We start from the raw sequence: 26,697 nt of genomic DNA on the forward strand, positions 1-26,697 counted from the left end.
AAAGCCAGTACGGAGGAGTCATGCCCGGAACACTGACCAGCCCACAGTTGACCGCTGCCGACCGGTGCGACCGGTGCGGTGCCGGAGCACGCGTACGCGCCGTGCTTCCCACCGGCGGCGAGCTTCTCTTCTGCGGACACCACGCAACCGAACACGCGGATCGACTTCGCGAGATGAATGCCGTCGTCTCCGAAAGCGAACCCGCAATCTGACCTGTCAGCCGGGGGTGGCCTCTTCACGAGGCGCGCCATGAACGCCAGAACGGGCGATCACAGTCACTGTGATCGCCCGTTCTGCCGTTCCGGGGCCGCAAGCACGCGAAGCGTGCGGGACCGGTATCGGCTGCTACCAGCTGCGGAGAATCGCGATGCGTTCGGTCAGCTGATCGACAGTAGCGATGGCCGTCGGCGGACCGCCGCACACCCGGCGCAGTTCCGCGTGAATGATGCCGTGCGGCTTACCAGTGCGGTGAACGTTCATCGCCACCAACCCGTTGAGCTCCTTGCGGAGCGCACCGAGCTGATCTGCCGTGGCCGCTCGATCGGATACCACTGCCGCCGTGGGTTGCGGGGCGGCGGCCTTGGCCGAGTTGGCCTCGACCTGCGTCTGCTGGCGTTGACGCAGCAATGCCCGCATCTGATCGGCGTCGAGTAGGCCTGGCAGACCGAGGTAGTCGGCTTCCTCGTCACTTCCGGCGAATGTCGCGGTACCGAAGGATGATCCGTCGTAGATCACCTGGTCGAGTTCGGCATCGGCGCCCAGGGACGTGAACGCCTTCTCCTCCTCACCCAGCTCGTCCTTCTGCTTGTTCGCATCGGCGAGCAGGTCGTCTTCGAGGCCGTCCTTCTCACGATGCGGCTTGCCGAGTACGTGATCACGCTGGGCCTCGAGCTGTGCGGCAAGGTCGAGAAGCACCGGCACCGACGGCAGGAAGACGCTGGCAGTTTCGCCCTTACGACGCGAACGCACGAAGCGCCCGATCGCCTGAGCGAAGTACAGCGGAGTCGACGCGCTGGTCGCGTACACACCGACCGCCAGACGGGGAACGTCGACGCCCTCGGACACCATGCGGACTGCGACCATCCATTTCTGGTCGCTCGCACCGAATTCGGCGATTCGCTTGGACGCGGTGGGGTCGTCGGACAGCACGACAGCCGGCTGTTCGCCGGTGATCGCGGTCAGGGCCTTCGCGTACTCGCGGGCCACTGTCTGGTCCGTCGCGATGACAAGTCCGCCGGCATCGGGCATACCGGTACTGCGCAGCTGCGCCAAACGGGTGTCTGCTGCTTGCAGCACGGCAGGAATCCAGTCGCCGGCAGGGTCCAAGGCCGTGCGCCAGGCCCGAGTCGTCTGCTCGGCGCTCAGCGGCTCGCCGAGTCGAGCGGTGAATTCCTCGCCGGCGTTGTTTCGCCACCGTGCCTCGCCCGAGTAGGCGAGAAACACGACGGGGCGAACCACGCCGTCCTTGAGGGCATCCGAATATCCGTAGGAGTGGTCGGCTTTCGAGCGGAGCAGACCTTCCTTGTCCGGCTCGTACTCGACAAAAGGAATGGCACTGTCGTCACTGCGGAACGGGGTTCCGGTCAGTGCGAGACGCCTGGTCGCGTCGCCGAACGCTTCACGAATGGCGTCGCCCCAGCTCTTGGCGTCGCCGCCGTGGTGGATCTCGTCGAGGATGACCAGCGTCTTGCGGCCCTCGGTCCGCACACGATGCTTCGACGGGTGCGAGGCAACCTGGGCGTAGGTCAGCACGACGCCGTGATAGTCACTCGAGGTCTGGCCGGTCGAGTTGGAGAACCGCGAGTCCAATGCGAGGCCGGAGCGCTGAGCGGACTCCGCCCACTGGTGCTTGAGGTGCTCGGTCGGCGCCACGACGGTTATCTGGTCGACCGTCCGGTCACGGAGCAATTCCGAAGCTACCCGCAGAGCGAAGGTGGTCTTACCTGCTCCCGGCGTTGCGACCGCCAGAAAGTCACGCGGGCTGCTGGAAAGGTATTTGGTCAGTGCACGGCGCTGCCATGCACGAAGGGAACCGGTAGGGGCGCCAGGTTGGGTTCCCGCGGATTGAGCTCCGGCGGGTTCGGGCGACTTGCCGAACTCGGCTGCCACGGTCTCAGACGTCATAGGCCGCGCCTCCACTGGAATCGCACTGTTGTCTCGCGCTCCTCGAATTTTCATCAATGTCCGGCGACGAGCCTAGCCGCCGCCACCGACGAAAGCCGCACTCGAAGCGCGTACTCATGGCCGTTCTCACTCCGGCCGGCGAGGTTTCGCCGTTCTCGCATCCTGCCGACCTGCACGCGAATTGTCTCAGAAATGTGCGACACGTCGGCGCCATGGTTGGGCAACCGGGTGTGTCGTCAGGGATGCTGGAGACATCATGAGTGAAGCGCGAGGCGAGAAGTCGAGCGGAAGTGATCTGCACCACCGCAGATGGCATCCGCTACGCCGCACCGGGCAGTTGATCGGTCGAACCCTGAGCAAGGCCTGGGACGATTCCATCTTCGGAAAGGCGGCTACGGCCGCGTTCTGGCAAACGCTGTCGCTTGCTCCCCTGCTGCTCGGCCTTCTGGGAATGATCGGCTACATCGGTGGGTGGTTCGGACCCAACACCGTCGAGATCATCGAATCCAAGATCGTCACGTTCAGCGGAACGATCTTCAGCGAAAGCGTCGTCGACCAGATCATCCGCCCGACGGTGACGGACGTCCTTCAGCGCGGACGCCCGGAGATCATCTCGGTGGGCTTCCTGCTCTCCCTGTGGGCGGGATCATCGGCGATCAGTACGTTCGTCGACTCGATCGTGGAAGCACACGGGCAGCAGGATGCCCGCAATCCCATCTGGCAGCGCATCTTCGCCCTGCTGCTCTACGTGATGTTCCTGGTGATGGCGGTGTTCATCCTGCCGCTGGTAGCTCTGGGGCCGACGCTCGTCGGGCGAGCACTGCCGGCCTCCTGGTACGTGGTCGGATCGAATCTGGTCGACACGTTCTACTACCCCGCTGTCGGTCTGCTGGTGATCATCGGCCTCACGACGCTCTACAAGGTCGCTCTGCCGAAGTCGCTGCCGTGGCATCGGCTGCTCGCGGGCGCCCTGGTCGCCGGTGTGTTCTTCATGGCCGCCAGCACCGGATTGCGCTGGTACCTGGGATTCGTCACCAGCACCGGCTACACGTACGGCGCACTGGCAACGCCGATCGCGTTTCTGCTCTTCACATTCTTCCTCGGTTTTGCCGTCGTCCTCGGCGCCGAGTTCAACGCGACGGTTCAGGAGTTCTGGCCCGCTCGTGCCACTCGGATGGAGCAGATGCGAGAGTGGCTTGCGGCTCAGAACACCGACGAAAAGACCGGTCCGGTCACCAACCTGACCTGGCACCTGGCCACCAGCCCGATCCGCATCTCGGGCGACAAAGCGGACCCGGCCACGGTCCCCTCGTACGGGCGGCCCCGCAGCAGACAAACCGAGAGCAGACAATCGGGGTCGCGCCAGAACTCGTGCGTCGACCAAGATCCCTGCGATGAACCGCACGCAGACGCGAAGAGCCCGGCGGCCGACTGCGTCGAGGCTGTCGATCCGCCGAGCTCCGGAAGTACTCCCGCTCGCCTGACCCGAGGTCAGTCGCCCTTACGGAGTCCTTCGTAAATCTTCTTGCAGTCCGGGCACACCGGTGATCCCGGCTTGGCGGACTTCGTCACGGGAAACACCTCACCGCACAGCGCGACGACATGGGTTCCCATGACGGCGCTCTCGGCGATCTTGTTCTTCTTCACGTAGTGGAAGAACTTCGGGGTGTCGTCGTCGGTCGTTTCGTCGGTGGAGACGTCGGGACGTTCCTTGGTTTGAGTGCTCACCCCTCCAATAATGCCGTCTCCGTCACAGCGGTGCGACCCACGGGTCGTGTGCAATTGTCGGCCGAGAGTGGAACAGTGGAGTCATGGCACGAAATGGCGCGTTCGGCAGGTCCGACGAGGCCGGGACTCCCGACAATCCCGTACTGATCACCGAAGCGCAGCAGTCCGTCGAAGAACAGCACAAAGCCCGAGTGCGCAAGTACATGATCATCATGTCCTTCCGGTTCCCGGCGTTGATCCTCGCGGCGATCGCGTACGGCATCTGGGCCAACGCCTGGATCTCGATGCTCATCATCGGTGCATCCATTCCGCTTCCCTGGATCGCCGTCCTGATCGCCAACGACCGACCACCGCGCACCAAGGACGAACCGAGTCGATACGACGGACGAAAGAAGACCGCAGGCGAGATCGAATCCGCGACGCACCACACCATCGAAGGCTGACAAGTTCCGCCTGCGAGAATGACAGGGTGAGAAGCGAAACGCTCCTGTCCATCACCCCTGCGCTGCGTGAGGCTCTGCTTCGCAATCGATTCGACACCGGAACCATGCTCGAGGCGTTGGGTCCCGAAGTTCACGCTGCTCTCGGTCGAAGTGAGCCGGTGCCCGTGCGCCGCGCCACCCGAGAACTCGGGGACCTGGGCGTTCTCATCAGACTGTTCCTTCTCGCCGATGACTGCCCGGCGGGCGACGTCGCCGCGGCGCTGGCTCCGCTGACAATCGCGCAGTGCGTCGACGCCGGTCTGCTCGAAGGTGAGAACTTCGACAGTGAGAATCCGCTCGTGCGGGCCGCGGTGGATCTTCGCCCCATCGACGTCGGCGACGGCGATCGTTGGGTGATCTCGGATCTCGACGGCGGAATCCGTCCCAAGAAGGCCACGGCCGATCATGTGCTGGGCGTCGGGCATGCGTCACTGTCCTTGCTGCAGGCCACGCCCACCGCGAGGGTCGGCAGCGTGCTCGACCTCGGTACGGGATGCGGCATCCAAGCCCTGCACGCGAACACGTACGCCGATTCGGTCACCGCAACCGACATCAATCAACGCGCTGTCGACCTCACGGCAGCAACCATGGCCCTCAACGGACTGGACGTCGAACTCCTTCAAGGGTCCTGGTTCGAACCCGTCGAGGGTCGAACCTTCGACCAGGTGGTCGCCAATCCGCCGTTTGTCGTCGGCGAGGCACGCGTCCATCACACGTACCGCGATTCCGGCCTCGATCTCGACGGTGCGAGCGAATTGATGATCTCGCAATCGATCGACTACCTGAACCCCGGCGGCACGGCAGCTCTGTTGGCGTCCTGGGTGCACGTCGAAGGGCAGGACTGGCGGTCGCGGATCGCGTCGTGGCTGCCGGCCCACGGCGTCGATGCCTGGGTGGTCCAGCGCGATGTCGCGGATCCGGCTCTGTACGTCGGCACGTGGCTCAAGGACGGCGGGCAGGATCCGCGAGATCCGGAAACGGCATCGAGAGCAAACGCCTGGCTGGATCACCTCGAAGAATCCGATGTCGAGGGCGTCGGCTTCGGTTTCGTGTTCCTTCGCCGCACCGACTCCCCCACCGACCTGATGGCCGAGGACCTCATGCACGGCTTCTCGGACCCGCTCGGGGCCGAGGCGCTCGCTTACTTCGACCGTCTTGCCTGGTTGCGTGAACACGACGTCCTCGAGGAACGCTTCGTCCTCGATCCGGACACGGCTCTCGAACGCGTCTACCTCCCCGGTGACGAGGGATGGCAACAAGTGGTCACGCGTGTGCACCGCGGCAACGGACCGCACTGGCAGCACGAGATCGACGAGCTCGGTGCTGCGCTGTTGGCCGGACTCCGAGCGGATGAACTGGTGGTCGACGAATTGATCGAACTTCTTGCCGCGGCGAACGGCGAAGACCCGAACCAGCTACGTGAGGCCGTCGTCACAATGATGGTCTCGCTGGTTCGACACGGGTTGGTGCTTCCCGTCACGAACTGAGTTCCCGGTGAGTTGCAGATTTTTGTGTTCTCAGCAACTTCTCAGGACGACTGGGAAATAACTGCAGGTCACGGCGATTTAGCGGAAATCGGCACGGGAACTTTCCCGGAACTCTCACACGTTGAACTGTGTGAGAGACCGCCGATAGGGAGGCAAGTCATGACAAGCCCCAGCACCACTACTCGCATTCGTCCGAGCGCCGCAGATCTGGACGCCCAGAGCCCGGCCGCAGACCTGGTCCGCGTCTACCTGAACGGGATCGGTCGTACTGCACTGCTGACAGCAGCAGACGAGGTCGAACTGGCGAAGCGAATCGAAGCGGGGCTGTACGCCAGCCACGTCCTTGCCACGGGAAAGCGCCTGACAGTCGCCAAGAAGAGGGATCTCGCAACGATCGTTCGCGAGGGACAGTCGGCACGTAGCCACCTCCTGGAAGCGAACCTGCGACTCGTCGTGTCGCTGGCCAAGCGCTACACCGGCCGCGGCATGCCGCTCCTCGATCTGATTCAAGAAGGCAACCTCGGACTCATCCGTGCGATGGAGAAGTTCGACTACGCCAAGGGCTTCAAGTTCTCGACGTACGCCACCTGGTGGATCCGTCAGGCGATCACCCGCGGAATGGCTGATCAGAGCCGCACCATCCGGCTCCCAGTCCACCTCGTGGAGCAGGTCAACAAGCTCGCCCGCATCAAGCGCGAACTGCACCAGCAGCTCGGGCGAGAAGCCACGGACGACGAGTTGGCCGAAGAGTCGGGCATCCCGGCGCACAAGATTGCCGACCTGCTCGACCACAGCCGCGACCCGGTAAGCCTGGACATGCCTGTGGGCAACGACGAAGAAGCGCCCTTGGGCGATTTCATCGAAGATTCCGAGGCGACCTCGGCCGAGAACGCCGTCATCGCCGGTCTGCTGCACAGCGATGTGCGCAGCGTGCTCGGGACGCTCGACGAGCGGGAGCAGCAGGTCATCCGACTTCGCTACGGTCTCGACGACGGCCAGCCCCGCACCCTCGATCAGATCGGCAAGCTCTTCGGCCTCTCGCGTGAGCGGGTTCGTCAGATCGAGCGTGAGGTCATGGGCAAGCTCCGCGTCGGCGATCGCGCCGAGAAACTGCGGTCCTACGCGAGCTGATCAAACAACACAGCACGTGCGTCAGCGCGCCACACCACTCGCGCTGACGCACCGCACAAAGCACCGGCCACCGCTACTTCCCTCCCCCTCGGGAATGTGCGGTGGCCGGTGTTGTTCCCCCCTCGGGAATGTGCGGTGGCCGGTGTTGTTCGCTGTGTCTACCGCAGCCGCCTGGGCCCCAGGTCGATTGCGCTCGGCTCAGGTCCGATTCGGACACGTGAATCGGTGATCTCCGCGCCGGTAGCCGAAGCGAGTACCGGCTCACAGGCCAGTTCGCGGACTTCGGGAATGTCGTCGGCCAGCGCCGAGATGCGCTGGACCAGATCAACCAACGCACCCTTGTTGACCGGAACGGCGTTGCGGTATCCGGAGAGAAGCGGCGCGGCCTTGGGCGCGTCGATCAATTCCGTAGCAGCGTCCTCGGTGAGAGGCAGTACGCGATAGGCACGGTCACCGAGGAGATCGGAGATCACACCGGCAAGCCCGAACGAGATCAGCGAACCGAACGACGGGTCGTCTTGGACACCAACCACACATCCGATGCCCTTGGTTGCCATTTTCTGCACGTGCAGCAGCGGTTCACCCGACGCGGCCGCAAGATCTCGGTAAGCGAGGCGCACCGATTCCGGTCCACTCAGATCCAGCCTGACGCCGCCCAGATCCGGTCGGTGTCGCCACATTTCGCCGGTTGCCTTGACCGCGACCGGGTAGCCGACAGCATCCGCTGCCTCTACTGCTTCGTCTTCGCTCAGGACCGAACGGAATTCGACGACGGCGACCCCGTAACACTCGAGCAGCGCCGCCGCTTCCACATCTGAAAGCCAACGGCCAGGAGAGTTTTCAAGCCAATCAGCCACCATCTTCTGGGCTCGCTCGGAGTCGATACCCACGGGGCGAACCACCTTCGACGCAGGCTTGCTGCGCCACTCCGCGTATCGCCAAGCCCTCGCCAACGCCAGGGCGGCACGCTCCGGCCCCGGGTAGGACGGCACCGAACCGCGGGTCGGGTTACCGACTTCGTCACGAACCGCCAGGACGTCCGGCACACCCTCAGCTGCGAGGAACGTGGTGAGAATCGGCTTGTCCGAGCCTGCGACGGCGTCCTTGAGTGCTTTCGCGAACGGCTCGACCGGAATGGCGACCGGAGGAACGAAGACGGCAATGACGGCATCGACGTCGAACGACGCCAAAGCGTCGCGCACGGCAGTGGCGAACAGTTCCGGACTCGCCTGGGCGCCGAGGTCGACCGGGTCGCTGACCTGCAGACCTTCACTGCGGGCCGCGTCCGCAGCAAGGACACCGAGCGCGGTCGAGTTGCCGATGACCGCAAGCCGGGGGCCGGCGGGCAACGGTTGGTATCCGAAGAGCAAGGCGCAGTCGAACAATTGTGAAATGGACCCGACCTGAATGACGCCCGCCTGTTCGAAGAGGGCGCGGACGATCGAATCGTCGATCTCGACTCCGGTGGCGGCGAGCACCGGCGGAACCGCGTGCCGACCGCTCTTCACTGCGACGATCGGCTTCTTCCGCGCAACTCGACGCGCGATGCGAGAGAACTTCCGTGGGTTGCCGAAGCTCTCCAGATAGAGAAGGACCACTTCGGTGGACTGGTCGGAATCCCAGTACTGCAGAAGGTCGTTACCCGAGACGTCCGCACGGTTACCGGCGGAAACGAAGGCGGACAATCCGATTCGGCTGCGAGCGGCTTCGTCGAGAATGGCGATACCGAGCGCGCCGGACTGACAGAAGAATCCGACGTTGCCTGCCACCGGCAAGACCGGCGCGAGCGTCGCATTCAACGAAATCGCCGGGTCGTTGTTCGCGACACCCAGCGCATTCGGGCCGATGAGGCGCATACCGTGAGCGCGCGCTGCATGGACCAGTTTGCGTTCGGACGAGCGCCCGTCCGGACCACTCTCACTGAAGCCCGACGAGACGACCACCAGCGCTTTGACGCCCTTGTCGAGGCAGTCGTCGAGTACCGAATTGATCGATTCTGCAGGTACAGCCACGACGGCGAGATCGACGTCGTCGGGGATGTCACGAACCGTCGGATATGCCCGAACGCCGTGTACCGAACGATGCTCTGCGTTGACGGGATAGACCGGTCCGGTGAATCCGCCGCGCAGCAGGTTGGTCAACACCGCGTTACCCACTTTGGCCGGGTCCGCTGATGCGCCGATCACCGCCACCGATCGCGGGCTGAGCACGTTTCCCATGCTGCGGGCCTCAGCTGCCCGCTCACGCGAATTACGTACTGAAACAAGCGCTTCCGTCGGGTCGATCGCGAATTCGAGTCTCAGCACGCCACCGTCGAAAGAGCGGCTCACCTGATACCCCGCCTCACGGAACACCGTCACCATGTTGCGGTTCTCGGAGAGGACCTCGGCGACGAACATCGTCAGACCGTTCTCGGCCGCTGCCGCTGCCAGGTACTCGAGCAGGATCGGGCCGAGGCCGCGCCCCTGGTGTGCGTCGGCGACGACGAAGGCGACCTCGGCAGACTTTCCGTCACCGACGTCGAGCAGTCGCTCGTATCGACCCACCGCGATGATCTCGTCGCCGAGCATCATCACGAACGCCACGCGGTTGTGGTGGTCGACCGTCGTGAAGTTCTTGACGTCGCGCGCCGACATCGTGGGGTACGGGCCGAAGTAGCGCAGATACCGGGTGCGCTCGGAGAGTTTGCCGTGGAATTCGACGAGCTTGTCCGCGTCTTCGGGAACGATGGGTCGCAACGCCACCGCTCCGCCGTCGGAGGCGAGAACATCGACTACCCAGGAATGGGGATAGGTGTGAGCGGGGTCGGTCTTCGGCGCCTGGCCGCTCGCCTCGCCGCCGGCAGCTTCGGTATCGGACTGTTCAGTCACGGGGATCCTCCGGGTCGAGTCCGAGTAGCGGGAACGAAGCGCGACGTGTCGCGATGATCGCCGAGTCGATACGGGTGAGTGCACGGTCCACCGAGGCGACACCTGTCTCCGGTGTACCACCCGGGCCGTCCCACGGCGTGTAGGCGACATCGCCGCCGTCCCCCATGGTCGGCGGGAGGTCGACGCTCGGCGCTCGCAGCTTCGTCGATTCCTTCCAGTCTTCCGGGACAGCGGTGTCGACGTCGATCTCGCGATCGAGCGCTGCAGCGATCAAGTGAGTCCATGCCCTCGGCACGACGCGCACCAGTCCGTATCCCCCGCCTCCGACTGCCAGCCACCGCCCCTCGGAGTAGCGGTCGGCGAGGTCACGCATCGCCAGGAACGCGGCGCGCTGACCGTCGACGGTGAGGGCGAGATCCGCGAGCGGGTCCTCGCGGTGCGAGTCGACTCCGCACTGGCTGATGATGATCTGCGGGCGGAAGGCTGCAATGGCTCCCGGGACGACGGCGTGAAATGCACGCAGCCACAACGCGTCGACGGTTCCGGGCAGCACCGGGATGTTCACCGCCGTACCTTCGGCGGCCCCGTCGCCGACCTCGCTCGACCATCCGGTGTTCGGCCACAAGGTTGCCGGGTGCTGATGCAGCGAGACCGTGAGCACCCGCGGGTCCCCGAGGAACGCATGTTGCACTCCGTCGCCGTGGTGAGCGTCGACGTCGATGTAGGCGATGCGGTCGTAGCCGTTGTCGAGCAGCCACGAAATCGCAACCGCCGCATCGTTGTAGACGCAGAATCCAGAGGCCCAATCCGCCATCGCGTGGTGCATGCCGCCGCCGATGCTGACCGCGCGCCTCGTACGTCCCGAAGCGATTTCCTGCGCTGCGGCCAGCGAGCCGCCGGCGAGGATCGCACTGGCTTCGTGCATGTGTGGGAAGACCGGGTTGTCCTCGGTACCGAGCCCGTGGGGAACATCCTGGCCGCTCACACCGTTGTTCGCAGAGTTACCCGCGTCTTTGACCGCTGCAAGATATGCCGGTGTGTGGATTCTGAGGAGGTCGGCATCGGACGCGGCACTCGGTTCGAGAAATTCGATGCCCTCGAGAAGTCCGAGGCTTCGCGAGAGTGCCATCGTGAGATCGAGGCGAGTGGGATTCATCGGGTGATCGGCGCTCCACCGATAGCTCAGGTACTCCGGACTCCACACCACGACTCGATTCGCTCGAGACGCCGCGGGGTCCCCGTCAGATCTGATCGACGCGGTCATGGGATCACGCTACTTCCTTCTCGTTTCGTGCTGCACACCACACTCGTGGCCCGCTTCGGAGACCGAGATCGAGTGACACGAATCCAATTCGGACACGCGCTGGACTCGCCGCGGTGGAGGCGGCACCGGAACCACGAACTGAACGGTAGAATGATCAACTGACGAAGGGGTTGAGTGTGAAGGATCTAGTCGACACCACGGAGATGTATCTCCGGACGATCTACGACTTGGAAGAAGAGGGCGTAGTCCCACTCCGGGCGCGGATCGCCGAACGGCTCGAACAGAGCGGACCCACCGTCAGCCAGACTGTTGCGCGCATGGAGCGTGACGGCTTGCTGATGGTCGCCGGCGATCGACATCTGGAACTCACCGACAAGGGTCGCGATCTCGCGATCTCTGTCATGCGTAAGCACCGGTTGGCAGAGCGCCTGCTGGTGGACGTCATCGGTCTCAAATGGGAAGACGTACATGCCGAGGCATGCCGTTGGGAGCACGTGATGAGCGAGGAGGTCGAGCGTCGGCTCGTCGTCGTTCTGAACAACCCCACGACGTCGCCCTACGGCAACCCGATTCCGGGCTTGGACCAGTTGGGACTCGACGGCCCGGTTGCCACCACCGAAACATTGGTGCGCCTGACCGATATTCCGCACGGCGCACAGACAGCTGTGGTCGTTCGGCGACTGGCCGAGCACGTGCAGTCCGATCCCGAGGTGATCGCGCAGCTGCGTGACGCCGGCGTCGTTCCCGACGCCAGGGTGACGGTCGAAACCCGTCCGGGCTCGGTGACGATCATCGTGCCGGGTCACAGCGGGTTCGACCTGTCCGAGGAAATGGCTCACGCCGTTCAGGTCAAGCAGGTCTGAGGAAGTAGATGAAACTCCTGGTCACCGGCGGCGCCGGTTACGTCGGCAGTGTGTGCAGCACTGTGTTGCTCGAGCGTGGACACGAGGTTGTCGTCATCGACGACCTCTCCACCGGAAATGCCGACGCGGTGCCTGCCGGTGCCGAGTTCATCGAAGGAGACGTGGGAGCGCTTGCTGCCGACGTCCTCGGCAGTGCGGGTTCACCGGTTTTCGACGGTGTGCTTCACTTCGCGGCGCAGTCGCTGGTCGGCGAATCGGTGCTGCACCCCGAAAAGTACTGGCGCGGAAACGTCGTCACGACCATCGAGTTGCTCGAGGCGATCCGTGTCTCCGGTACTCCGCGCCTCGTGTTCTCGTCCACCGCAGCTACGTACGGCGAACCGGAGCAGTCCCCCATCGTGGAGACCGCTCCGACCCGCCCCACCAATCCGTACGGCGCGACCAAGCTCGCGATCGATCATGCGATCACCTCGTACTCGATCGCCCACGGCCTCGGTGCGACGAGCTTGCGCTACTTCAACGTCGCAGGTGCGTACAAGTCCGCCGGCGAGAACCGGGTGATCGAAACCCACCTGATTCCACTCGTCCTGCAGGTCGCGCTCGAACAGCGGGACAAGATCTCGGTCTTCGGAACCGACTGGCCCACGCCGGACGGAACCGCGGTACGCGACTACATCCACGTGCTGGACCTCGCCGAAGCACATCTACTGGCGCTCGAATCCTCGGTTCCCGGCGAGCACCGCATCTACAACCTCGGAAGCGGTGCCGGCTTCAGCGTGCGCGAGGTGATCGCCGCCTGTGCGCGGGTCACCGGCCTGCCGATCAACGTCGAGGACGCGTCACGACGGCTGGGTGATCCGGCGGTACTGATCGCATCGAGCGACAAGGCGATTGCCGAGCTCGGTTGGACGCCCACGCGTACCGATCTCGACGTCATCGTCGCCGACGCATGGCAGTTCCTCCAGGATCTGGGCGACCGCTCACACGCTGCTCGCTAGCTTCCACTCGGCAGTGCCGGCGGCAAGCCGGTGATTCCGAGCGATTCCCCGATGGACAATCCGACGGCCGCGAGGTCACGGATTCCGTCGGGGCGCACACCGGATTGCAGCGATAGATCCAGCAATCCCGCCAAGGTGTGTTCCGAATCGGCCGACAGTGCGGCCGACAGCGCAACACCTGCCAGAGGGCCGTCGCCACGCACGTAAGCAAAGAAGCCGAGAAGTGTTGCCGGCCAAGCTCGTTCGGGCGACGGTACTTCATGGGTGAGCACGAGCCACAATTGCTCAGCATGTGCCGCAACGGACGTGATCGCCAATCCCAGCACCACGTCGCGCACGCGTACGTCCGTCAATGCGACCACCAGATCGGCGCATTCCTGCGGGTCAGGGCGGTGAGCGCCTGCCTCGACACGGCGGACATGTTCCAACACCAGATCGATCCGGCGCTGAACTGCGGTTTCACCGCTCGGTCCCCCTCTGTGCGCGCTCGACTCTCGTCGGCTCGCGATCAGTCGGGCAATCGTGTCGTGATTGCGAGCGGCGCCGTGTACCCACCGGACCAGTTCCTCACGCGAACGGCGAATGACCCTCCCGCCCAACACCTGTGCTGCCGCAACCGACGAAGATGCCGGGTCTGGCAGGGTGCCGCGGTGAATCGAACGCATGACGCTCGTCCACGGCTGGCCAGATTCTATTGCGGCCGTGCACAATACGTCGGCCAGCTCGACGCAGGTTCCGCCGAGCATGTCTTCGAATACCTCGGCCAGCTCGATGGTTTCATCGATCAGAGTTTCAGCTGCCGAGCAATCGGTGATCACCACGAGAACGACCGCACGCGCGCCTTCCCCGTCACAGACGGCGGCGAACTGGCGCAGCGCCGCGCTCATCTGCCTCGCGGGCTTTCCCCTGACACTGGGAAAGTAGTCGTGCCGCATCACTGGTCCGAGCGTCGAGGCGGAGGCGCCCATCAGAGACAGCGCAACCACAGAGTTGGACGGGTGGAAGCCCAGGAGTGCGGGTATTGCCGCGATCAATTCGCCTGGATCGGAGACGCGTTCGACGCATCCGAGAAGGGCGGCAAGGTCGTCGTCGGAGAATTCGAATTCTCCCGGAAGAGGTGATGTCGTCATGCACACACCGTCGCTGATCACCCTGACCCGGCCGTCTGCTCGACCAGGGAAAACAGCTGCGTCCAACTCGTCTGTGGATTACCGCATTTGTTGGGGACCAAGTACCGCGCCGCACCGAGCAGCTCCGCTACTTGTCGTACCTGTGTGCTGCGAAATCACTTGCCTGCTTTGACCTTCTGCACGGCTGCAGTGAACGCTTGATCCAGCGGTGCCGTCGAGGGCGTCGCAGAACCGAACGTCATCAGTGTTGTCGCCACCCGTACGTCGCCGACCTGCGCGATCAAGGTCAGCATCGTCTGATCACCGGCTGTGGCCTTGGGGGACACGACAGTGCGGCGAAGTGACATCGTCTTGTCGGCATCGATCGGCGACGGCGGAAGAATTTCCGTCGTCACTGCCGTAGTGACGCCGTTCGCAGTGACAGTCATGGACGGGCACTGCCGAGTTTGCGCTTCCAACTCGTCCAGTGGTGCATCGACCTTCGTGAGTTCGACCGAAATCGTTGCCCTCGTCGCGTTGTCGGTCCCGACCGCCATCACGGTCCCGTTCGGACCGTAATCCTGTTCCGGTGGCTCACATTCGGACGGATCGACGGTGGCACCGCGCGGGACGCCGACTAGATCCGGCGCTGCCATCGGAACGGCCTGCGGGGGCAGCACAACAGCGCCGAAGGGCTCGGGGAATTCCTCGGGAGTCAGCAGCAGTTCGGACAGCGGTGCCGCCGTTTTCGGAGAGGTGGATTTCGGCGTCGAGGATTTGGGTGCAGCCGTCGTACTCGGCGCCGCCGTGCCGCTGTCGGTCGCACCGGCAGTCGCCGGCGCGGAGTCCGGAACGGGTGCTCCTTGGACCGACCCGGAGCAGCCCGCGAGTAGTGCAACGGCGGCCACCGCAGCAAGTGAGCATGCGGCCACTCGCCTGGACGATCGTGGACACACCCGCATGTAAGCCTCCGCACTCGACCGATCCCGACAATCGACCAATCCATTTCGGACAAATCAGCCGTGCCGACCTTGTGTTCCACTCTGCCATGTCCGAAGCCGCGCACCCGACATCTAGCGAACGCCCAGGCCAAGTGTCGAAAGATACCGCTCAGCTTCGCTCTCGGCGAACGCCCGTCTCGTCGGATCGGGAATGATCGGTCACCGACTCGGTGTTCTTACCGATGAACGTCTGATCCAGTGCTGTCGGGCACCTGACTCCGATGCTGTCGAGCGTGCGCCGATAATGGACACTTGAGATCAAGACCGAAGAGCGAAGGGGACTGCGATGGACGAACAGTCGAGGATGTACGAGCTGGAATTTCCGGCGCCCCAGTTGGCGGCTGCCGACGGCCAGGGACCGATCCTGATTCACGGACTCGAGGGTTACTCCGACGCCGGTCACGCCGTGAAGTTGGCGACGACGCATCTGCGCGAAAGCCTCGAGACCGAGCTTGTCGCGTCGTTTGCTGTCGACGAGCTGATCGACTACCGCTCGCGTCGACCGACGATGACGTTCAAGGCCGATCATTTCTCCGATTACGACGCTCCGGCGCTCAATCTGTACGCACTGCGCGATACGGCCGGCACGCCGTTCCTGCTGCTCGCAGGGATGGAACCGGACCTCAAGTGGGAGCGGTTCACCACAGCTGTTCGACTGTTGTCCGAACAGTTGGGAGTGCGTCGAACCATCGGGCTCAACGCGATTCCGATGGCAATCCCGCACACCCGACCGCTGGGTGTGACAGCACATTCGACCAACAAGGACCTGATCCAGGACCATCAGCGTTGGTCAGGTGAACTGCAGGTTCCCGGCAGCGCATCATCACTGCTCGAGCTTCGTATGTCTCAGCACGGGCACGAGGCGATGGGCTTTTCGGTGCATGTCCCCCACTACCTCGCGCAAACGGACTACCCCGGCGCCGCAGAAACTTTGCTCGAAAACGTTTCCGAGGTTTCGGATCTGGAGTTGCCCTTGGTTGCACTGGGTGAGGCCGCGGCGCGCGTTCGGGAACAGGTTAACGAGCACATAGCCGGGAACGAAGAAGTTCAGACTGTAGTCCACGCTTTGGAGCGTCAATACGACACTTTTGTCGCCGCTCAGGAACAACAGTCGTCCCTTCTGGCCGGCGAGGCCGACCTTCCCAGCGGTGACGAGATCGGCGCAGAGTTCGAAAAGTTCCTGGCCGAACAGGCAGGAAATGACGACTTCGGCTCAGCTGGAGACCTCGATCGAGGCGACAACTGACGAAAATGTGACGGGCGGGGCGCATAATTCGACATTGTGCGCATTCCGCAACCCCTCCGTTACCTGGGCTGTTGTTCAGGACACATCCGTCGGATAGCCTCAAACTCTGTGTGATTTTCGTTGACGGCTCAACAACTGGAGCAGACAGTCAACGTGGTCACACTCCGAGCCAGGAGGCGACATGAGCAGACCACGGAACCGTCAGCTCCGACCGGTCCCCGACGAGGAACCGCGGATGATGTTCCGGACGATTCACGGCTACCGACGCGCATTTCGGATAGCCGGCGAGGGTCCGGCGGTACTGCTCCTGCACGGAATCGGCGACAACTCGTCGACGTGGACCGAGATCATTCCCCACCTCGCCAAGAAGTACACGGTCATCGCACCTGACCTGTTGGGTCACGGCCGTTCCGACAAGCCACGCGCGGATTACTCGGTAGCCGCGTACGCCAACGGCATGCGGGATCTTCTGTCGACGCTCGGCATCGAGCACGTCACCGTCATCGGGCACTCGCTCGGCGGCGGCGTAGCGATGCAGTTCTCCTACCAATTCCCACACATGGTGGATCGCCTCGTGCTGGTCTCGGCCGGTGGCGTCACCAAGGACGTCCATCCGCTGCTGCGCCTCATGTCCGTTCCGGTGGTCAACGAGGTGGTAAAGCTGCTCCGGATACCTGGTGCGATGCCGCTCGTCCGGATGGCCGGGAACCTTGCCGGCGTAGTTCACGGTTCAAATCTGCGTCCCGGCACCATGTTGCATGACACACCGGACCTGATTCGCGTGCTCGCTGATCTCCCCGACCCCACGGCCTACGAGGCCTACCTTCGTACGCTGCGGGCCGTCGTGGACTGGCGCGGACAGGTGGTCACGATGCTCGACCGCTGTTATCTGACCGAGAATCTGCCGGTTCAACTGATCTGGGGCGACGACGACTCCGTCATTCCCGTCTCCCACGCTCATCTCGCGCACGCGGCGATGCCGAACTCACGCCTCGAAGTCTTCCGCGGCTCGGGCCACTTCCCGTTCCGCGACGATCCGATGCGTTTCCTGCAGATCGTCGAAGATTTTCTTTCCAGCACCGCACCACTCGTCTTCGACGAGGCTCGCTGGCGCCACATGCTGATCTCCGGGGTCGGCGAGAACACCATCACCGGAACGTCGTCCACCCGCATGGCTGTGCTCGACGCCATGGGCTCGGACGAGCGAAGCGCAACCTGATCCACGGTTGCGGCTAGCCTGTACGAGTGCTGCTGACGGAACTTCTCCCCGACAACGCGGATCCTGATTCCGTTTTCGACGCCTTCTCTTCGTGGACCATCGAACGAGGTTTGACGCTCTACCCGGCCCAAGAAGAGGCCGTCATGGAGTTGGTCTCGGGTGCAAACGTGATCCTTGCGACGCCGACCGGGTCAGGCAAGTCGATGGTGGCGATCGGCGCGCATTTCTATGCGATGTCGCTCGGCAAGCGCACCTATTACACAGCGCCGATCAAGGCGCTCGTGAGCGAGAAGTTCTTTGCACTGTGTGAGGTCTTCGGTGCCGAGAACGTCGGCATGATGACCGGCGACGCCGCCGTGAACTCGTCGGCGCCGATCATTTGTGCGACGGCCGAAATCGTCGCGAATCTTGCACTGCGCGAGGGCCCGAACTCCGATATCGGCCAGGTCGTGATGGACGAGTTCCACTTCTACTCCGAACCCGATCGAGGTTGGGCGTGGCAGGTTCCGCTCATCGAGTTGCCGCACGCCCAGTTCCTGTTGATGTCGGCAACTCTCGGTGAAGTCGACTTCTTCTCCGAAGATCTGACGCGGCGTACCGGGAAACCCACCACCGTCGTCTCCGGCACAGAACGCCCCGTGCCTTTGATGTTCTCGTACGCGACCACGCCGGTCGGCGAAACCATCGAAGATCTGGTGACCACCAACCAGTCCCCCGTCTACATCGTGCATTTCACGCAGGCCGCCGCCCTCGAACGCGCCCAGGCACTGACGAGCGTCAATTTCTGTTCCAAAGAAGAGAAGGAAGCGATCGCCGAGGCGCTGGGTGGTTTCCGCTTCACCACCGGGTTCGGAAAAACACTCTCCCGCCTGGTTCGGCACGGCATCGGCGTTCACCATGCGGGCATGCTGCCCAAGTACCGACGGCTCATCGAAGTTCTCGCACAGGACGGGCTTCTCAAGGTGATTTGCGGTACCGACACCCTCGGCGTCGGCATCAACGTCCCGATCCGCACGGTGCTGCTCACGGGTCTGGCCAAGTACGACGGTGTCCGTACTCGACATCTGAAAGCCCGCGAGTTCCATCAGATCGCCGGTCGCGCGGGTCGTGCAGGCTACGACACGATGGGCACCGTCGTCGTACAGGCACCGGAACACGAAGTAGAGAATCTGCGGGCAGTCGCCAAGGCCGGCGACGATCCGAAGAAGATCAAGAAGATTCAACGCAAGAAGGCTCCCGAGGGGTTTGTGTCCTGGAGCGAAGCGACGTTCGATCGCTTGGTCGCGGCCTCGCCCGAGCCGTTGGTGTCGCGATTCTCGGTCAGCAACTCGATGCTGCTCAATGTCATTGCCCGCCCGGGTAACTGCTTCGACGCGATGCGGCACCTGTTGGAGGACAACCACGAATCGCGTCCGGCGCAGCGCAAGCACATCCTCAAAGCGATCTCGCTGTATCGCGGATTGCTCAGCGCCGGCATCGTGGAACGCCTCGACGAACCCGACGAGTACGGCCGCATGGCTCGGTTGACGATGGACCTGCAACGCGACTTCGCCTTGAACCAGCCACTCTCACCGTTCGCCTTGGCGGCATTCGAACTTCTCGACGTCGAATCCGACAGTTACGCACTCGATGTCGTCTCGATCATCGAGTCGACGCTCGACGATCCGCGTCAGGTTCTGATGGCGCAGCAGCACTTCGCTCGTGGCGAAGCGGTTGCGCAGATGAAGGCCGACGGCATCGAGTACGAGGAGCGCATGGAACTCCTCGAAGAGGTTACGTGGCCGAAACCGTTGTCGGACTTGCTGTTCCCGGCTTTCGAAATGTACCGGGGTGGCCACCCGTGGATCACCGAGTTCGCCCTCTCCCCCAAGTCCGTGGTGCGCGACATGATCGAACGCGCCATGACGTTTGCCGAGTTGATCAGCCATTACGGACTCACCCGGTCCGAGGGCCTCGTCCTGCGCTACCTCGCCGACGCCTACCGCGCGCTGCGACAGACCGTCCCGACGGAAGCGCGCACCGAGGAACTCGAAGACATCATCGAGTGGTTGGGCGAGCTGATCCGTCAGGTCGACTCGAGCCTGCTCGACGAATGGGAGTCACTCACCGACCCCGGAGCCGAGGCAGATACGGAAGAGGTTGCGTTCGGCGCCGACATTCCCCGTCCCATCTCGGCGAACCCGCGCGCATTCCGCGTCATGGTGCGCAATGCGATGTTCCGACGCATCGACCTCGCGTCGCGTCGGCAGTGGAATGAGCTGGAAAACCTCGAGGACGGTATCGACGCCGCCGAGTGGGAGGAGCAACTACTCCCGTACTTCGAGGAGTACGCAACAATCGGAACCGGGCCATCGGCGCGCGGGCCGGCGCTCTTCCAGGTCACCGAAGAGGGTGAGTTCTGGCGGGTGCGGCAGGTGCTCGAGGATCCGGAGGGCGATCACGGATGGGCACTGCTTGCCGTCGTCGACATCCCGGAATCGGATGCCGCGGGTGAAATCGTGTTCGACGAGCTGAGCGTCGTAGAAGGCTAGCGCCTGTGCGCCTTTTTGGTAGTCATCGCTACCAAAAAGGCGCACAGGGGGCGTCAGCCCCTTCGAGCCTTCCGCGGCTGGTTGCGGCGAGCAGCGCGCTTTTCCTTGATGCGAACGTTCTCGGCCCGCACCTCGGCCTGAACAGCGCGTTCCTTTTCGAGCCATTCGGGCTTCTCTTCGAGGAGTGCGGCGATCTGATCCGTGGTGAGTGCTTCTTCCACGCCGCCGCGGGCCAGGCCGGCGATCGATACGCCCAGCTTGGCTGCGATGACCGGGCGAGGGTGCGGTCCGGTGCGTCGCAGCTCCAGCAGCCACTCCGGCGGATCGGTCTGCAGAGCGGTCAGCTCGTCACGAGTCACGTCGCCTTCCTGGAACTGCGCAGGTGTTGCTTCCAGGTACACACCCAGCTTCTTGGCAGCCGTCGTCGGCTTCATCGTCTGGGGAGTTTTGTTCGACGTCATGCAACAAGAGTAACCAGCCGATACGGGTGCTTTTACCAAGGCGGTAGCCTTGCCTGGTGACAGACGCGGATAGTCAGGCAATTTTTCGACTCGCGTACGCCCCGGGGGTGACGCCCACCAAGTGGGTCCGGGTGTGGCACGAGCGGCTCCCCGAGGTGCGTCTGGAACTTGTTCAGTTCCCGGTTCTCGAACTCGAAGCTGCACTTCGCGCCGGTGAAGCAGATGCAGGTTTGGTTCGACTGCCGATCGACCGGACCGGCATCAGCGCCATCTCGCTGTACGCGGAAACCCCGGTGGTGGTGGTACCGAAAGATCACGTATTCACTACTGTCGATCAGATTTCCGTCGACGATCTGGCCGACGAGATAGTGCTCGATCCTCTCGACGACAGACTCGAGTGGCCGACCCGTCCCGGAAAGACCGCCGCCGAGCGACCCGCGACCATCGCCGACGCCATCGAGTTGGTGGCCGCCGGCGTCGGAGTTGTCGTGGTTCCCCATTCGCTGGCGCGGTTCCACCATCGCAAGGACCTGACCTTCCGTCCGGTGGACGGTGCGCCCGAGGCTCCTGTGGCTTTGGCATGGATGGAGTCCAAGACCACAGATCTGGTCGAGGAACTGATCGGCATCGTGCGGGGCCGAACGGCGCAGAGTTCCCGCGGCCGAAACGGTGAGCCGGCGGAGAAGATCAAGGGCTCCGTCAAGGCCAAGATCGCGGCCCGCGAGCGTCGCGCAGAAGCTGCCAAGAACGGGCAGAAAGCTAAGGGCGCCGGCACCGCAAAGAACATATCCGGACGCAACGCCGGTTCCGGTAAGGCCAAGGCGGGCGGCAAATCAGGCAGCGGCAAGTCCGGTGGGACCAAGAGTTCGGGTGGCCGGTTCTCCGGAAAGCAGAAGGGCCGCTAGGGCTTCAACTGGCAACTCGGAGGATCGCTGCCGGACAATGCTGAACTGATCAGGCGCGACAGACTCGGGCTGTGGTCTCGCGAATTGGCGCATCGTCGAACTCCGTCGAGCATGATGAGAGTATGACTCCCGCGAGTTCTTCAGCCCTCGACGAATTGGTAGCGGCACTCCCCGAGGGAGCCGTCCTGCTGGATCCGGATGTGACCGCGGGCTACCGCCAGGACTGGGCCGCCGACCCGACCGCCGGCCATCCCGCTGCCGTGGTTCGCGCTACGTGCACCGAAGACATCCAAACCGTGATGCGATGGGCAACCGCCCACCGCGTTCCGGTGGTTCCCAGAGGTGCCGGCTCGGGCCTTTCCGGTGGATCCAGCGCCGTCGACGGTTGCATCGTGGTCAGCACCGAGCGAATGCGACAGATCACGATCGACCCGGTCGCCCGTGTGGCGGTTACTCAGCCCGGCTTGATGAATGCGGAGGTCAAGAAAGCCGCCGCAGAGCACGGACTCTGGTACCCACCTGACCCGTCGTCCTTCGAGATCTGTTCCATCGGCGGCAATGCAGCCACCAACGCCGGCGGACTCTGCTGCGTCAAGTACGGAGTTACCACCGACTACGTTCTCGGACTCCGGGTCGTGCTGGCGGACGGTACAGCTGTCAGCCTCGGAGGTCCCCTTCTCAAGGACGTCGCCGGACTCTCACTCACCAAACTGTTCGTGGGCAGCGAGGGCACTCTCGGCATCATCACGGAAATCACGTTGCGTTTGATTCCCGCGCAGCCGCCCGCATCAACCGTCGTGGCGTCGTTCGACTCGGTACAAGAAGCTGCCGACGCGGTCTTGGCGATCACCAGCAACATGCGTCCGGCGATGCTCGAGTTCATGGATCACGCCAGTATCAATGCTGTCGAGGATTCGGTACGCATGGGTCTCAACCGCAAGGCTCACGCACTACTGCTCGCGCAGTCCGACGCACCCGGCGCGGCAGGCGTGCTGGAAATCGAGACGATTGTTCAGGCGTGCGAAAACAACGGAGCCACCGAAGTATTCGCCACCGATGACCAGGCCGAAGGTGACGCTTTTGCGGCGGCACGGCGAGCGGTGTTCCCCGCAGTGCTCGCGATGGGAAGTCTGCTTCTCGAAGACGTGGGCGTTCCCATGCGCGCACTCCCCCAGCTGGTAACCGGGGTCGAAGCCATCGCAGACGACCTCGACGTCCTGATCTGCACGGTGGCGCACGCCGGAGACGGAAACACCCACCCGCTCATCGTCTTCGACCCCGCAGACCCGGACATGTCCGAACGCGCACAGATCGCATTCGGACGGGTGATGGATCTCGCCATCGCGCTCGGCGGCACGATCACCGGCGAACACGGGGTCGGTCGACTCAAGCGCGACTGGCTGCCGTCACAGTTGGGTGAAGACGTCATGGCCCTCAATCGCAGGGTCAAGGATGCGCTCGACCCGCTGGGAATTCTCAATCCCGGAGCCGTCATTGCCGCGAAAGAAGGCTCTCTCGACTAGCTTTCACGTCGACGTCGAACGAGTCACGTCATCGAGGAACCGTCGGGCTGACCGAACGGACCAGCTCGGCCAGCTGACGGAATCCTTCTGCTCGGCCACTCGACGAGCGGAACACGACGCCGATCGTGCGACCTGGAGCCGGCGAAGCGAAATGCGCCGTCGACAAGTCCCCGCGTCGAACCTCCACGGCAACAGCCGATTCCGGGACCAAAGTCACCCCGAGTCCCCCGGCCACACATTGCACGACTGTCGCGAGAGAGGTAGCCCGCGTGTCGCCGGCAAGCGGATGGGCGTCTACCGAACGGCACAGATCCAACGTCTGGTCACGCAGGCAGTGGCCGTCGTCGAGCAAGAGCAACGGCAGCGCGTCGAGCACGTCCGCCGTGAGATCGACACGTCCGGCCAAGGAATGATCGTTCGGCACGACCATCACAAAATCCTCTTCGTACACAGGAACTTCCACCAGGCCAGGTGTTCCGGCAGGAAGCGCCAACACCGCGACGTCGAGCGCTCCCGATCGCAGTGCATCGAGTAGGCGCGCCGTTTGATCCTCGACTATTTGCGGCGTCAACGACGGCAACTTCTCGCGCAGCTCCGGCAACAACCCCGGAAGAATGTAGGGCGCAACGGTCGGGATCAACCCGATGCGTAGCGGTCCGGTCAGAGAGTCGCCGGAGCCGGCCGCGCTCGCGACGAAACCGTCGGCAGCTTCGAGAATCTGCTTGGCCTGACCGAGCAAGCGCTGTCCGTCCGCGGTCACGAGCACACGCCGGGTACTGCGTTCGATCAGTCTGACTCCCAGCCCCGCCTCTAGAGCTGCCAGCGCCTGCGACAGTGTGGGTTGGCTCACACCGGAACGCGCTGCGGCAGTACCGAAATGCCGATACTCGGCGACCGACACGAAGGCACGCAGCTGTGACAAGGAAGGTTGATAAGTCTGATCAGACATGCCTATCAGTGTAGTGCCACCCATCACCTTTACCTTTTGAACGGTTTGATGCAGAATGGACTCATACCAAAAAGCGCCGGTCACAACCTCGACACTCCAGTCGAAACCGTCCGACCCGCTGACGGTGACAAACCCTCTCGATCCAGCACGTTCGGCCGTCACAGTCCGAACAGCCGGATCGTGTGCGCAAGAAATTCCTGTTCACGAGACACGTAGGAGAATGAGACACATGGCTCTGCTCACAATCGGCGACCAGTTCCCCGCTTACAACCTCACGGCTGTCATCGGCGGCGACCTGTCCAAGGTCGATGCCCAGCAGCCCGATGACTACTTCACCACCGTCACCAGTGACGACTACGCAGGCAAGTGGCGCATCGTGTTCTTCTGGCCCAAGGACTTCACCTTCGTGTGCCCCACCGAGATTGCTGCATTCGGCAAGCTCAACGAAGAGTTCGCAGACCGTGATGCTCAGGTTCTCGGCGCTTCCGTCGACAACGAGTTCGTGCACTTCCAGTGGCGTGCACAGCACGAAGAGCTCAAGACCCTCCCCTTCCCGATGCTCTCGGACCTCAAGCGCGAGCTTGCCGAGGCCACCGGCGTCCTCAACGCCGACGGCGTTGCAGACCGCGCGACGTTCATCGTCGACCCCAACAACGAGATCCAGTTCGTCTCCGTCACAGCCGGTTCCGTCGGCCGTAACGTCGACGAGGTTCTCCGCGTCCTCGACGCTCTCCAGAGCGACGAGCTGTGCGCATGCAACTGGAAGAAGGGCGACCCGACCATCAACGCCGGCGAGCTCCTGACTGCGAGCGTCTGAGTATGAGCGTCGAGAACCTCAAGAACTCGCTTCCGGAGTACGCGAAGGACCTCAAGCTCAACCTGAGTTCCATTGCGCGCACGACGGTCCTAAACGAGCAGCAGTTGTGGGGAACGCTCCTCGCAACGGCCGCAGCCACCAAGTCTGCGTCCACGCTCAAGGAGATTGCTTCCGAGGCTGCCGACAACCTGTCGGCAGAGGCATACAACGCCGCTCTCGGCGCAGCGTCGATCATGGGCATGAACAACGTCTTCTACCGCACCAAGGGCTACCTCGACGGTAAGTACGACGACCTTCGTGCCGGCCTGCGGATGAACATCATCGGCAACCCGGGCGTCGACAAGGCCGACTTCGAATTGTGGTCGCTTGCAGTGTCCGCGATCAACGGCTGCAACCACTGCCTCGAAGCTCACGAGAACACCCTCCGCCAGGAAGGTGTCGACCGCGAGGTCATCTTCGAAGCGATCCGCGCCGGTTCCATCGTCGCGGGCGTCGCACAGGCTGTCGAAGCCAACGAGATCCTCTCTGCCGCACAGGTCTGATCACTCGGACCTGAGTGCAGTTCGACGAGCCCTCCCCACCGTGAAGGTGGGGAGGGCTTTTCGCGCGCTAGGGTGGACCGATGGGTATCGAGGTGAGTGTGGTCCGGGTCTTCACGGACGAGAACGGCAAGCACGGGAATCCGTTGGGAATCGTCGACGCGTCCACGGTTGCAGAATCGGATCGACAAGCCGTCGCGAAGGAACTCGACTACAGCGAGACCATCTTCATCGACGTTCCGGATGACGGCGCCTCGCGTGCGCGGGTCCAGATCTTCACTCCGGCAGCAGAACTCTCCTTCGCCGGACACCCGACCGTCGGTGCCACGTGGTGGTTGGGCGAACAAGGCCGTCGCGTGAGCGCCCTCGACGTTCCTGCCGGCAGTGTCGACGTCCGCCAATCCGGCGCTTTGACGTGGGTACGCGCGCGTGCCGAATGGGCACCGGAATTCGCGATCTATCCGATGGACACGGTCGACGACGTCATCGACGCAGATCCGTCCGACTACGAGGCGGATCATTCGTATCTGTGGGCGTGGCAGGACAAGCTCGAAGCTGCCATCCGCGCACGCATGTTCGCACCGGTGATGGGAATCGCCGAGGACGAGGCAACCGGATCTGCAGCGCTGCGCATCACGGACCGATTGAGGAAATCACTGCTCATCACCCAGGGACGCGGATCGGTGCTTCACACCACCTTCTCTCCGGAAGGTTGGCTCGAAGTCGGCGGCCGCGTCGTCGCCGAGCCGTCACGAACCTTGTGAGTACCCGGCGGGATTGCGTCCGGCCTCGAGGTCACGTGCACTCAGTGATACCGAGATCTCGTCACCGAGCGCAACTCCCGGCGCGAGGGGCAACTGATCTCCACTCCAGAACTTGCCCGGGTCGAACCAGTTGACACGACGATTGCCGACGAGCAGACCCATCGCTTCATAGGTCTTGGCAACCACTTCGGCGCAGTAGGCGCTCTCGACGGCCACTGCCGATACGTCGGACTTCTTGCGCAGCTTCGGGATTCGGCCTCCGAACCAGCGCGAAGCAAGCTTGGCCGTCGACGGGAAAGGCGTACCGTCCAGCCGCGCGATCGTCTCGAGCAGAGCGTCTTCCTGCTCCCGGGTGACTTCGTGGTCGAGCTGGCGCAACCATCCACGCTGCCCGTACTTGGCGCCCCAGACCTGAACGGCCGATCGCAGATCGTGCAGTTGGACACCACGCTGGAAGCGTCCGGTCCACATGTCCTGCAGCGAGTGACCGAGTTCCGCATGCCACATCAGCGGCGGGAGGTCGTCGATCACGACCGACATTCCGACGTGGTTGACGGGACTGTTGGTCAGTGTCTGAATGGCCCGGTCCGCCGTCGACTCTCCGCGAAAGATCCAGATGTCGCCCGTGCGGGTGGCGGCGGCGGCCTCGTCGAGACTCACCTGCGAAAGCAATCGTCGGTCCATGC

General features: G+C 63.5%; 24 protein-coding genes. 15 read left to right on the top strand and 9 right to left on the bottom strand.

Annotation, left to right across the window (positions count from 1 at the left end):
* The first annotated feature begins 20 nt into the window (after window positions 1-20).
* Window positions 21-212: a DUF7455 domain-containing protein gene (locus QM609_RS14020; RefSeq protein WP_003942643.1), complete on the top strand. Its 192-nt coding sequence runs from the start codon at window positions 21-23 to the stop codon at window positions 210-212.
* Window positions 213-345: 133 nt separating this feature from the next.
* On the opposite strand, the gene QM609_RS14025 is transcribed toward QM609_RS14020, so the two are convergent.
* Complete coding sequence (locus QM609_RS14025) at window positions 346-2,124, bottom strand: DEAD/DEAH box helicase (protein ID WP_003942642.1); 1,779 nt, start codon at window positions 2,122-2,124, stop codon at window positions 346-348.
* Window positions 2,125-2,380: 256 nt separating this feature from the next.
* On the opposite strand from QM609_RS14025, the gene QM609_RS14030 reads away from it, so the two are divergent.
* Window positions 2,381-3,643, top strand: a complete 1,263-nt coding sequence (locus QM609_RS14030) for a YihY/virulence factor BrkB family protein (RefSeq protein WP_050656882.1) — start codon at window positions 2,381-2,383, stop codon at window positions 3,641-3,643.
* On the opposite strand, the gene QM609_RS14035 is transcribed toward QM609_RS14030, so the two are convergent.
* Complete coding sequence (locus tag QM609_RS14035) at window positions 3,616-3,852, bottom strand: DUF3039 domain-containing protein (RefSeq protein ID WP_003942602.1); 237 nt, start codon at window positions 3,850-3,852, stop codon at window positions 3,616-3,618. The two genes, QM609_RS14030 and QM609_RS14035, sit on opposite strands and share 28 nt — an antisense overlap.
* An 83-nt stretch (window positions 3,853-3,935) precedes the next feature.
* On the opposite strand from QM609_RS14035, the gene QM609_RS14040 reads away from it, so the two are divergent.
* From QM609_RS14040 to QM609_RS14050, 3 genes are all read left to right on the top strand, one after another.
* Window positions 3,936-4,295, top strand: a complete 360-nt coding sequence (locus tag QM609_RS14040; RefSeq protein ID WP_003942638.1) for a DUF3099 domain-containing protein — start codon at window positions 3,936-3,938, stop codon at window positions 4,293-4,295.
* Between the two features lie 26 nt (window positions 4,296-4,321).
* Window positions 4,322-5,821 carry a DUF7782 domain-containing protein gene (locus QM609_RS14045; RefSeq protein WP_050656881.1) on the top strand — a complete coding sequence of 500 codons (1,500 nt, stop codon included), beginning with the start codon at window positions 4,322-4,324 and terminating at the stop codon, window positions 5,819-5,821.
* 159 nt (window positions 5,822-5,980) lie between these two features.
* Entirely contained in the window at window positions 5,981-6,952 is a 972-nt protein-coding gene (locus QM609_RS14050) for a sigma-70 family RNA polymerase sigma factor (protein WP_003942639.1), read from the top strand.
* A 158-nt stretch (window positions 6,953-7,110) separates the two neighbouring features.
* Here the strand turns inward: QM609_RS14050 and QM609_RS14055 are convergent, their stop codons facing one another.
* Both QM609_RS14055 and QM609_RS14060 read right to left on the bottom strand, forming a co-directional pair.
* Window positions 7,111-9,822, bottom strand: coding sequence for a bifunctional acetate--CoA ligase family protein/GNAT family N-acetyltransferase (locus tag QM609_RS14055; protein WP_030536893.1), 2,712 nt, complete (start codon window positions 9,820-9,822; stop codon window positions 7,111-7,113).
* Window positions 9,815-11,086: an acetoin utilization protein AcuC gene (locus QM609_RS14060; RefSeq protein ID WP_003942159.1), complete on the bottom strand. Its 1,272-nt coding sequence runs from the start codon at window positions 11,084-11,086 to the stop codon at window positions 9,815-9,817. The genes QM609_RS14055 and QM609_RS14060 overlap by 8 nt, the downstream gene beginning before the upstream one ends.
* 176 nt (window positions 11,087-11,262) lie before the next feature.
* Between QM609_RS14060 and QM609_RS14065 the strand changes: the two genes are divergently transcribed.
* Window positions 11,263-11,949 carry an iron-dependent transcriptional repressor DtxR gene (locus QM609_RS14065; protein WP_003942150.1) on the top strand — a complete coding sequence of 229 codons (687 nt, stop codon included), beginning with the start codon at window positions 11,263-11,265 and terminating at the stop codon, window positions 11,947-11,949.
* Window positions 11,950-11,957: 8 nt separating this feature from the next.
* Window positions 11,958-12,947 carry a UDP-glucose 4-epimerase GalE gene (gene galE / locus QM609_RS14070; RefSeq protein ID WP_003942257.1) on the top strand — a complete coding sequence of 330 codons (990 nt, stop codon included), beginning with the start codon at window positions 11,958-11,960 and terminating at the stop codon, window positions 12,945-12,947.
* On the opposite strand, the gene QM609_RS14075 is transcribed toward galE, so the two are convergent.
* Window positions 12,944-14,077 carry a DUF4192 domain-containing protein gene (locus QM609_RS14075; protein WP_037126687.1) on the bottom strand — a complete coding sequence of 378 codons (1,134 nt, stop codon included), beginning with the start codon at window positions 14,075-14,077 and terminating at the stop codon, window positions 12,944-12,946. The genes galE and QM609_RS14075 overlap by 4 nt on opposite strands.
* Window positions 14,078-14,232: 155 nt before the next feature.
* On the bottom strand, window positions 14,233-14,988 hold the full coding sequence (locus QM609_RS14080; RefSeq protein WP_007732815.1) for a sensor domain-containing protein: 756 nt from the start codon (window positions 14,986-14,988) through the stop codon (window positions 14,233-14,235).
* Window positions 14,989-15,343: 355 nt separating this feature from the next.
* Between QM609_RS14080 and QM609_RS14085 the strand changes: the two genes are divergently transcribed.
* The 3 genes from QM609_RS14085 to QM609_RS14095 all read left to right on the top strand — a co-directional run bounded on the left by QM609_RS14085 (window position 15,344) and on the right by QM609_RS14095 (window position 20,053).
* The gene (locus QM609_RS14085; RefSeq protein ID WP_003942198.1) at window positions 15,344-16,303 is read left to right on the top strand and encodes a proteasome assembly chaperone family protein; all 960 of its coding nucleotides are present in this window, start codon (window positions 15,344-15,346) and stop codon (window positions 16,301-16,303) included.
* A 181-nt stretch (window positions 16,304-16,484) separates the two neighbouring features.
* Complete coding sequence (locus QM609_RS14090) at window positions 16,485-17,522, top strand: alpha/beta fold hydrolase (RefSeq protein ID WP_007732813.1); 1,038 nt, start codon at window positions 16,485-16,487, stop codon at window positions 17,520-17,522.
* 26 nt (window positions 17,523-17,548) lie between these two features.
* On the top strand, window positions 17,549-20,053 hold the full coding sequence (locus QM609_RS14095; protein ID WP_003942173.1) for a DEAD/DEAH box helicase: 2,505 nt from the start codon (window positions 17,549-17,551) through the stop codon (window positions 20,051-20,053).
* 53 nt (window positions 20,054-20,106) lie between these two features.
* Here the strand turns inward: QM609_RS14095 and QM609_RS14100 are convergent, their stop codons facing one another.
* Window positions 20,107-20,514, bottom strand: a complete 408-nt coding sequence (locus tag QM609_RS14100) for a DUF5997 family protein (RefSeq protein ID WP_007732807.1) — start codon at window positions 20,512-20,514, stop codon at window positions 20,107-20,109.
* 56 nt (window positions 20,515-20,570) lie between these two features.
* Between QM609_RS14100 and QM609_RS14105 the strand changes: the two genes are divergently transcribed.
* Both QM609_RS14105 and QM609_RS14110 read left to right on the top strand, forming a co-directional pair.
* Entirely contained in the window at window positions 20,571-21,419 is an 849-nt protein-coding gene (locus QM609_RS14105; protein ID WP_050656878.1) for a LysR substrate-binding domain-containing protein, read from the top strand.
* Window positions 21,420-21,541: 122 nt separating this feature from the next.
* Window positions 21,542-22,942 (top strand): FAD-binding oxidoreductase, encoded by a 1,401-nt coding sequence (locus tag QM609_RS14110; RefSeq protein ID WP_050656877.1) that lies wholly within the window; start codon window positions 21,542-21,544, stop codon window positions 22,940-22,942.
* Between the two features lie 28 nt (window positions 22,943-22,970).
* Here QM609_RS14110 and QM609_RS14115 read toward each other — a convergent pair whose 3' ends face one another.
* Window positions 22,971-23,891, bottom strand: coding sequence for a hydrogen peroxide-inducible genes activator (locus QM609_RS14115; protein ID WP_050656883.1), 921 nt, complete (start codon window positions 23,889-23,891; stop codon window positions 22,971-22,973).
* A 229-nt stretch (window positions 23,892-24,120) separates the two neighbouring features.
* Here QM609_RS14115 and QM609_RS14120 point away from each other — a divergent pair, with 229 nt between their 5' ends.
* From QM609_RS14120 to QM609_RS14130, 3 genes are all read left to right on the top strand, one after another.
* Window positions 24,121-24,708, top strand: coding sequence for a peroxiredoxin (locus QM609_RS14120; protein WP_003942119.1), 588 nt, complete (start codon window positions 24,121-24,123; stop codon window positions 24,706-24,708).
* A gap of 2 nt (window positions 24,709-24,710) precedes the next feature.
* Complete coding sequence (gene ahpD / locus QM609_RS14125; protein WP_003942122.1) at window positions 24,711-25,250, top strand: alkylhydroperoxidase, AhpD family; 540 nt, start codon at window positions 24,711-24,713, stop codon at window positions 25,248-25,250.
* Between the two features lie 80 nt (window positions 25,251-25,330).
* Window positions 25,331-26,011 (top strand): PhzF family phenazine biosynthesis protein, encoded by a 681-nt coding sequence (locus QM609_RS14130; RefSeq protein ID WP_050656876.1) that lies wholly within the window; start codon window positions 25,331-25,333, stop codon window positions 26,009-26,011.
* Here the strand turns inward: QM609_RS14130 and QM609_RS14135 are convergent.
* A complete protein-coding gene (locus QM609_RS14135; RefSeq protein WP_003942163.1) occupies window positions 25,997-26,695 on the bottom strand; it encodes a hypothetical protein in 699 nt (232 codons plus the stop codon). The genes QM609_RS14130 and QM609_RS14135 overlap by 15 nt on opposite strands.
* Window positions 26,696-26,697: the final 2 nt, after the last annotated feature.

This window comes from Rhodococcus sp. IEGM 1302 (assembly GCF_030056935.1).
GTDB classification, from domain to species: Bacteria; Actinomycetota; Actinomycetes; order Mycobacteriales; family Mycobacteriaceae; genus Rhodococcus_F; species Rhodococcus_F qingshengii.

Bases quoted from the DNA above. Each gene is read 5' to 3' on its own strand.
- QM609_RS14020 (WP_003942643.1), top strand. From the start codon at position 21: ATGCCCGGAACACTGACCAGCCCACAGTTGACCGCTGCCGACCGGTGC.
- QM609_RS14025 (WP_003942642.1), bottom strand. From the start codon at position 2,124: ATGACGTCTGAGACCGTGGCAGCCGAGTTCGGCAAGTCGCCCGAACCC.
- QM609_RS14030 (WP_050656882.1), top strand. From the start codon at position 2,381: ATGAGTGAAGCGCGAGGCGAGAAGTCGAGCGGAAGTGATCTGCACCAC.
- QM609_RS14040 (WP_003942638.1), top strand. From the start codon at position 3,936: ATGGCACGAAATGGCGCGTTCGGCAGGTCCGACGAGGCCGGGACTCCC.
- QM609_RS14050 (WP_003942639.1), top strand. From the start codon at position 5,981: ATGACAAGCCCCAGCACCACTACTCGCATTCGTCCGAGCGCCGCAGAT.
- QM609_RS14060 (WP_003942159.1), bottom strand. From the start codon at position 11,086: ATGACCGCGTCGATCAGATCTGACGGGGACCCCGCGGCGTCTCGAGCG.
- galE (WP_003942257.1), top strand. From the start codon at position 11,958: ATGAAACTCCTGGTCACCGGCGGCGCCGGTTACGTCGGCAGTGTGTGC.
- QM609_RS14075 (WP_037126687.1), bottom strand. From the start codon at position 14,077: ATGACGACATCACCTCTTCCGGGAGAATTCGAATTCTCCGACGACGAC.
- QM609_RS14085 (WP_003942198.1), top strand. From the start codon at position 15,344: ATGGACGAACAGTCGAGGATGTACGAGCTGGAATTTCCGGCGCCCCAG.
- QM609_RS14090 (WP_007732813.1), top strand. From the start codon at position 16,485: ATGAGCAGACCACGGAACCGTCAGCTCCGACCGGTCCCCGACGAGGAA.
- QM609_RS14100 (WP_007732807.1), bottom strand. From the start codon at position 20,514: ATGACGTCGAACAAAACTCCCCAGACGATGAAGCCGACGACGGCTGCC.
- QM609_RS14110 (WP_050656877.1), top strand. From the start codon at position 21,542: ATGACTCCCGCGAGTTCTTCAGCCCTCGACGAATTGGTAGCGGCACTC.
- QM609_RS14115 (WP_050656883.1), bottom strand. From the start codon at position 23,891: ATGTCTGATCAGACTTATCAACCTTCCTTGTCACAGCTGCGTGCCTTC.
- QM609_RS14120 (WP_003942119.1), top strand. From the start codon at position 24,121: ATGGCTCTGCTCACAATCGGCGACCAGTTCCCCGCTTACAACCTCACG.
- ahpD (WP_003942122.1), top strand. From the start codon at position 24,711: ATGAGCGTCGAGAACCTCAAGAACTCGCTTCCGGAGTACGCGAAGGAC.
- QM609_RS14130 (WP_050656876.1), top strand. From the start codon at position 25,331: ATGGGTATCGAGGTGAGTGTGGTCCGGGTCTTCACGGACGAGAACGGC.
- QM609_RS14135 (WP_003942163.1), bottom strand. From the start codon at position 26,695: ATGGACCGACGATTGCTTTCGCAGGTGAGTCTCGACGAGGCCGCCGCC.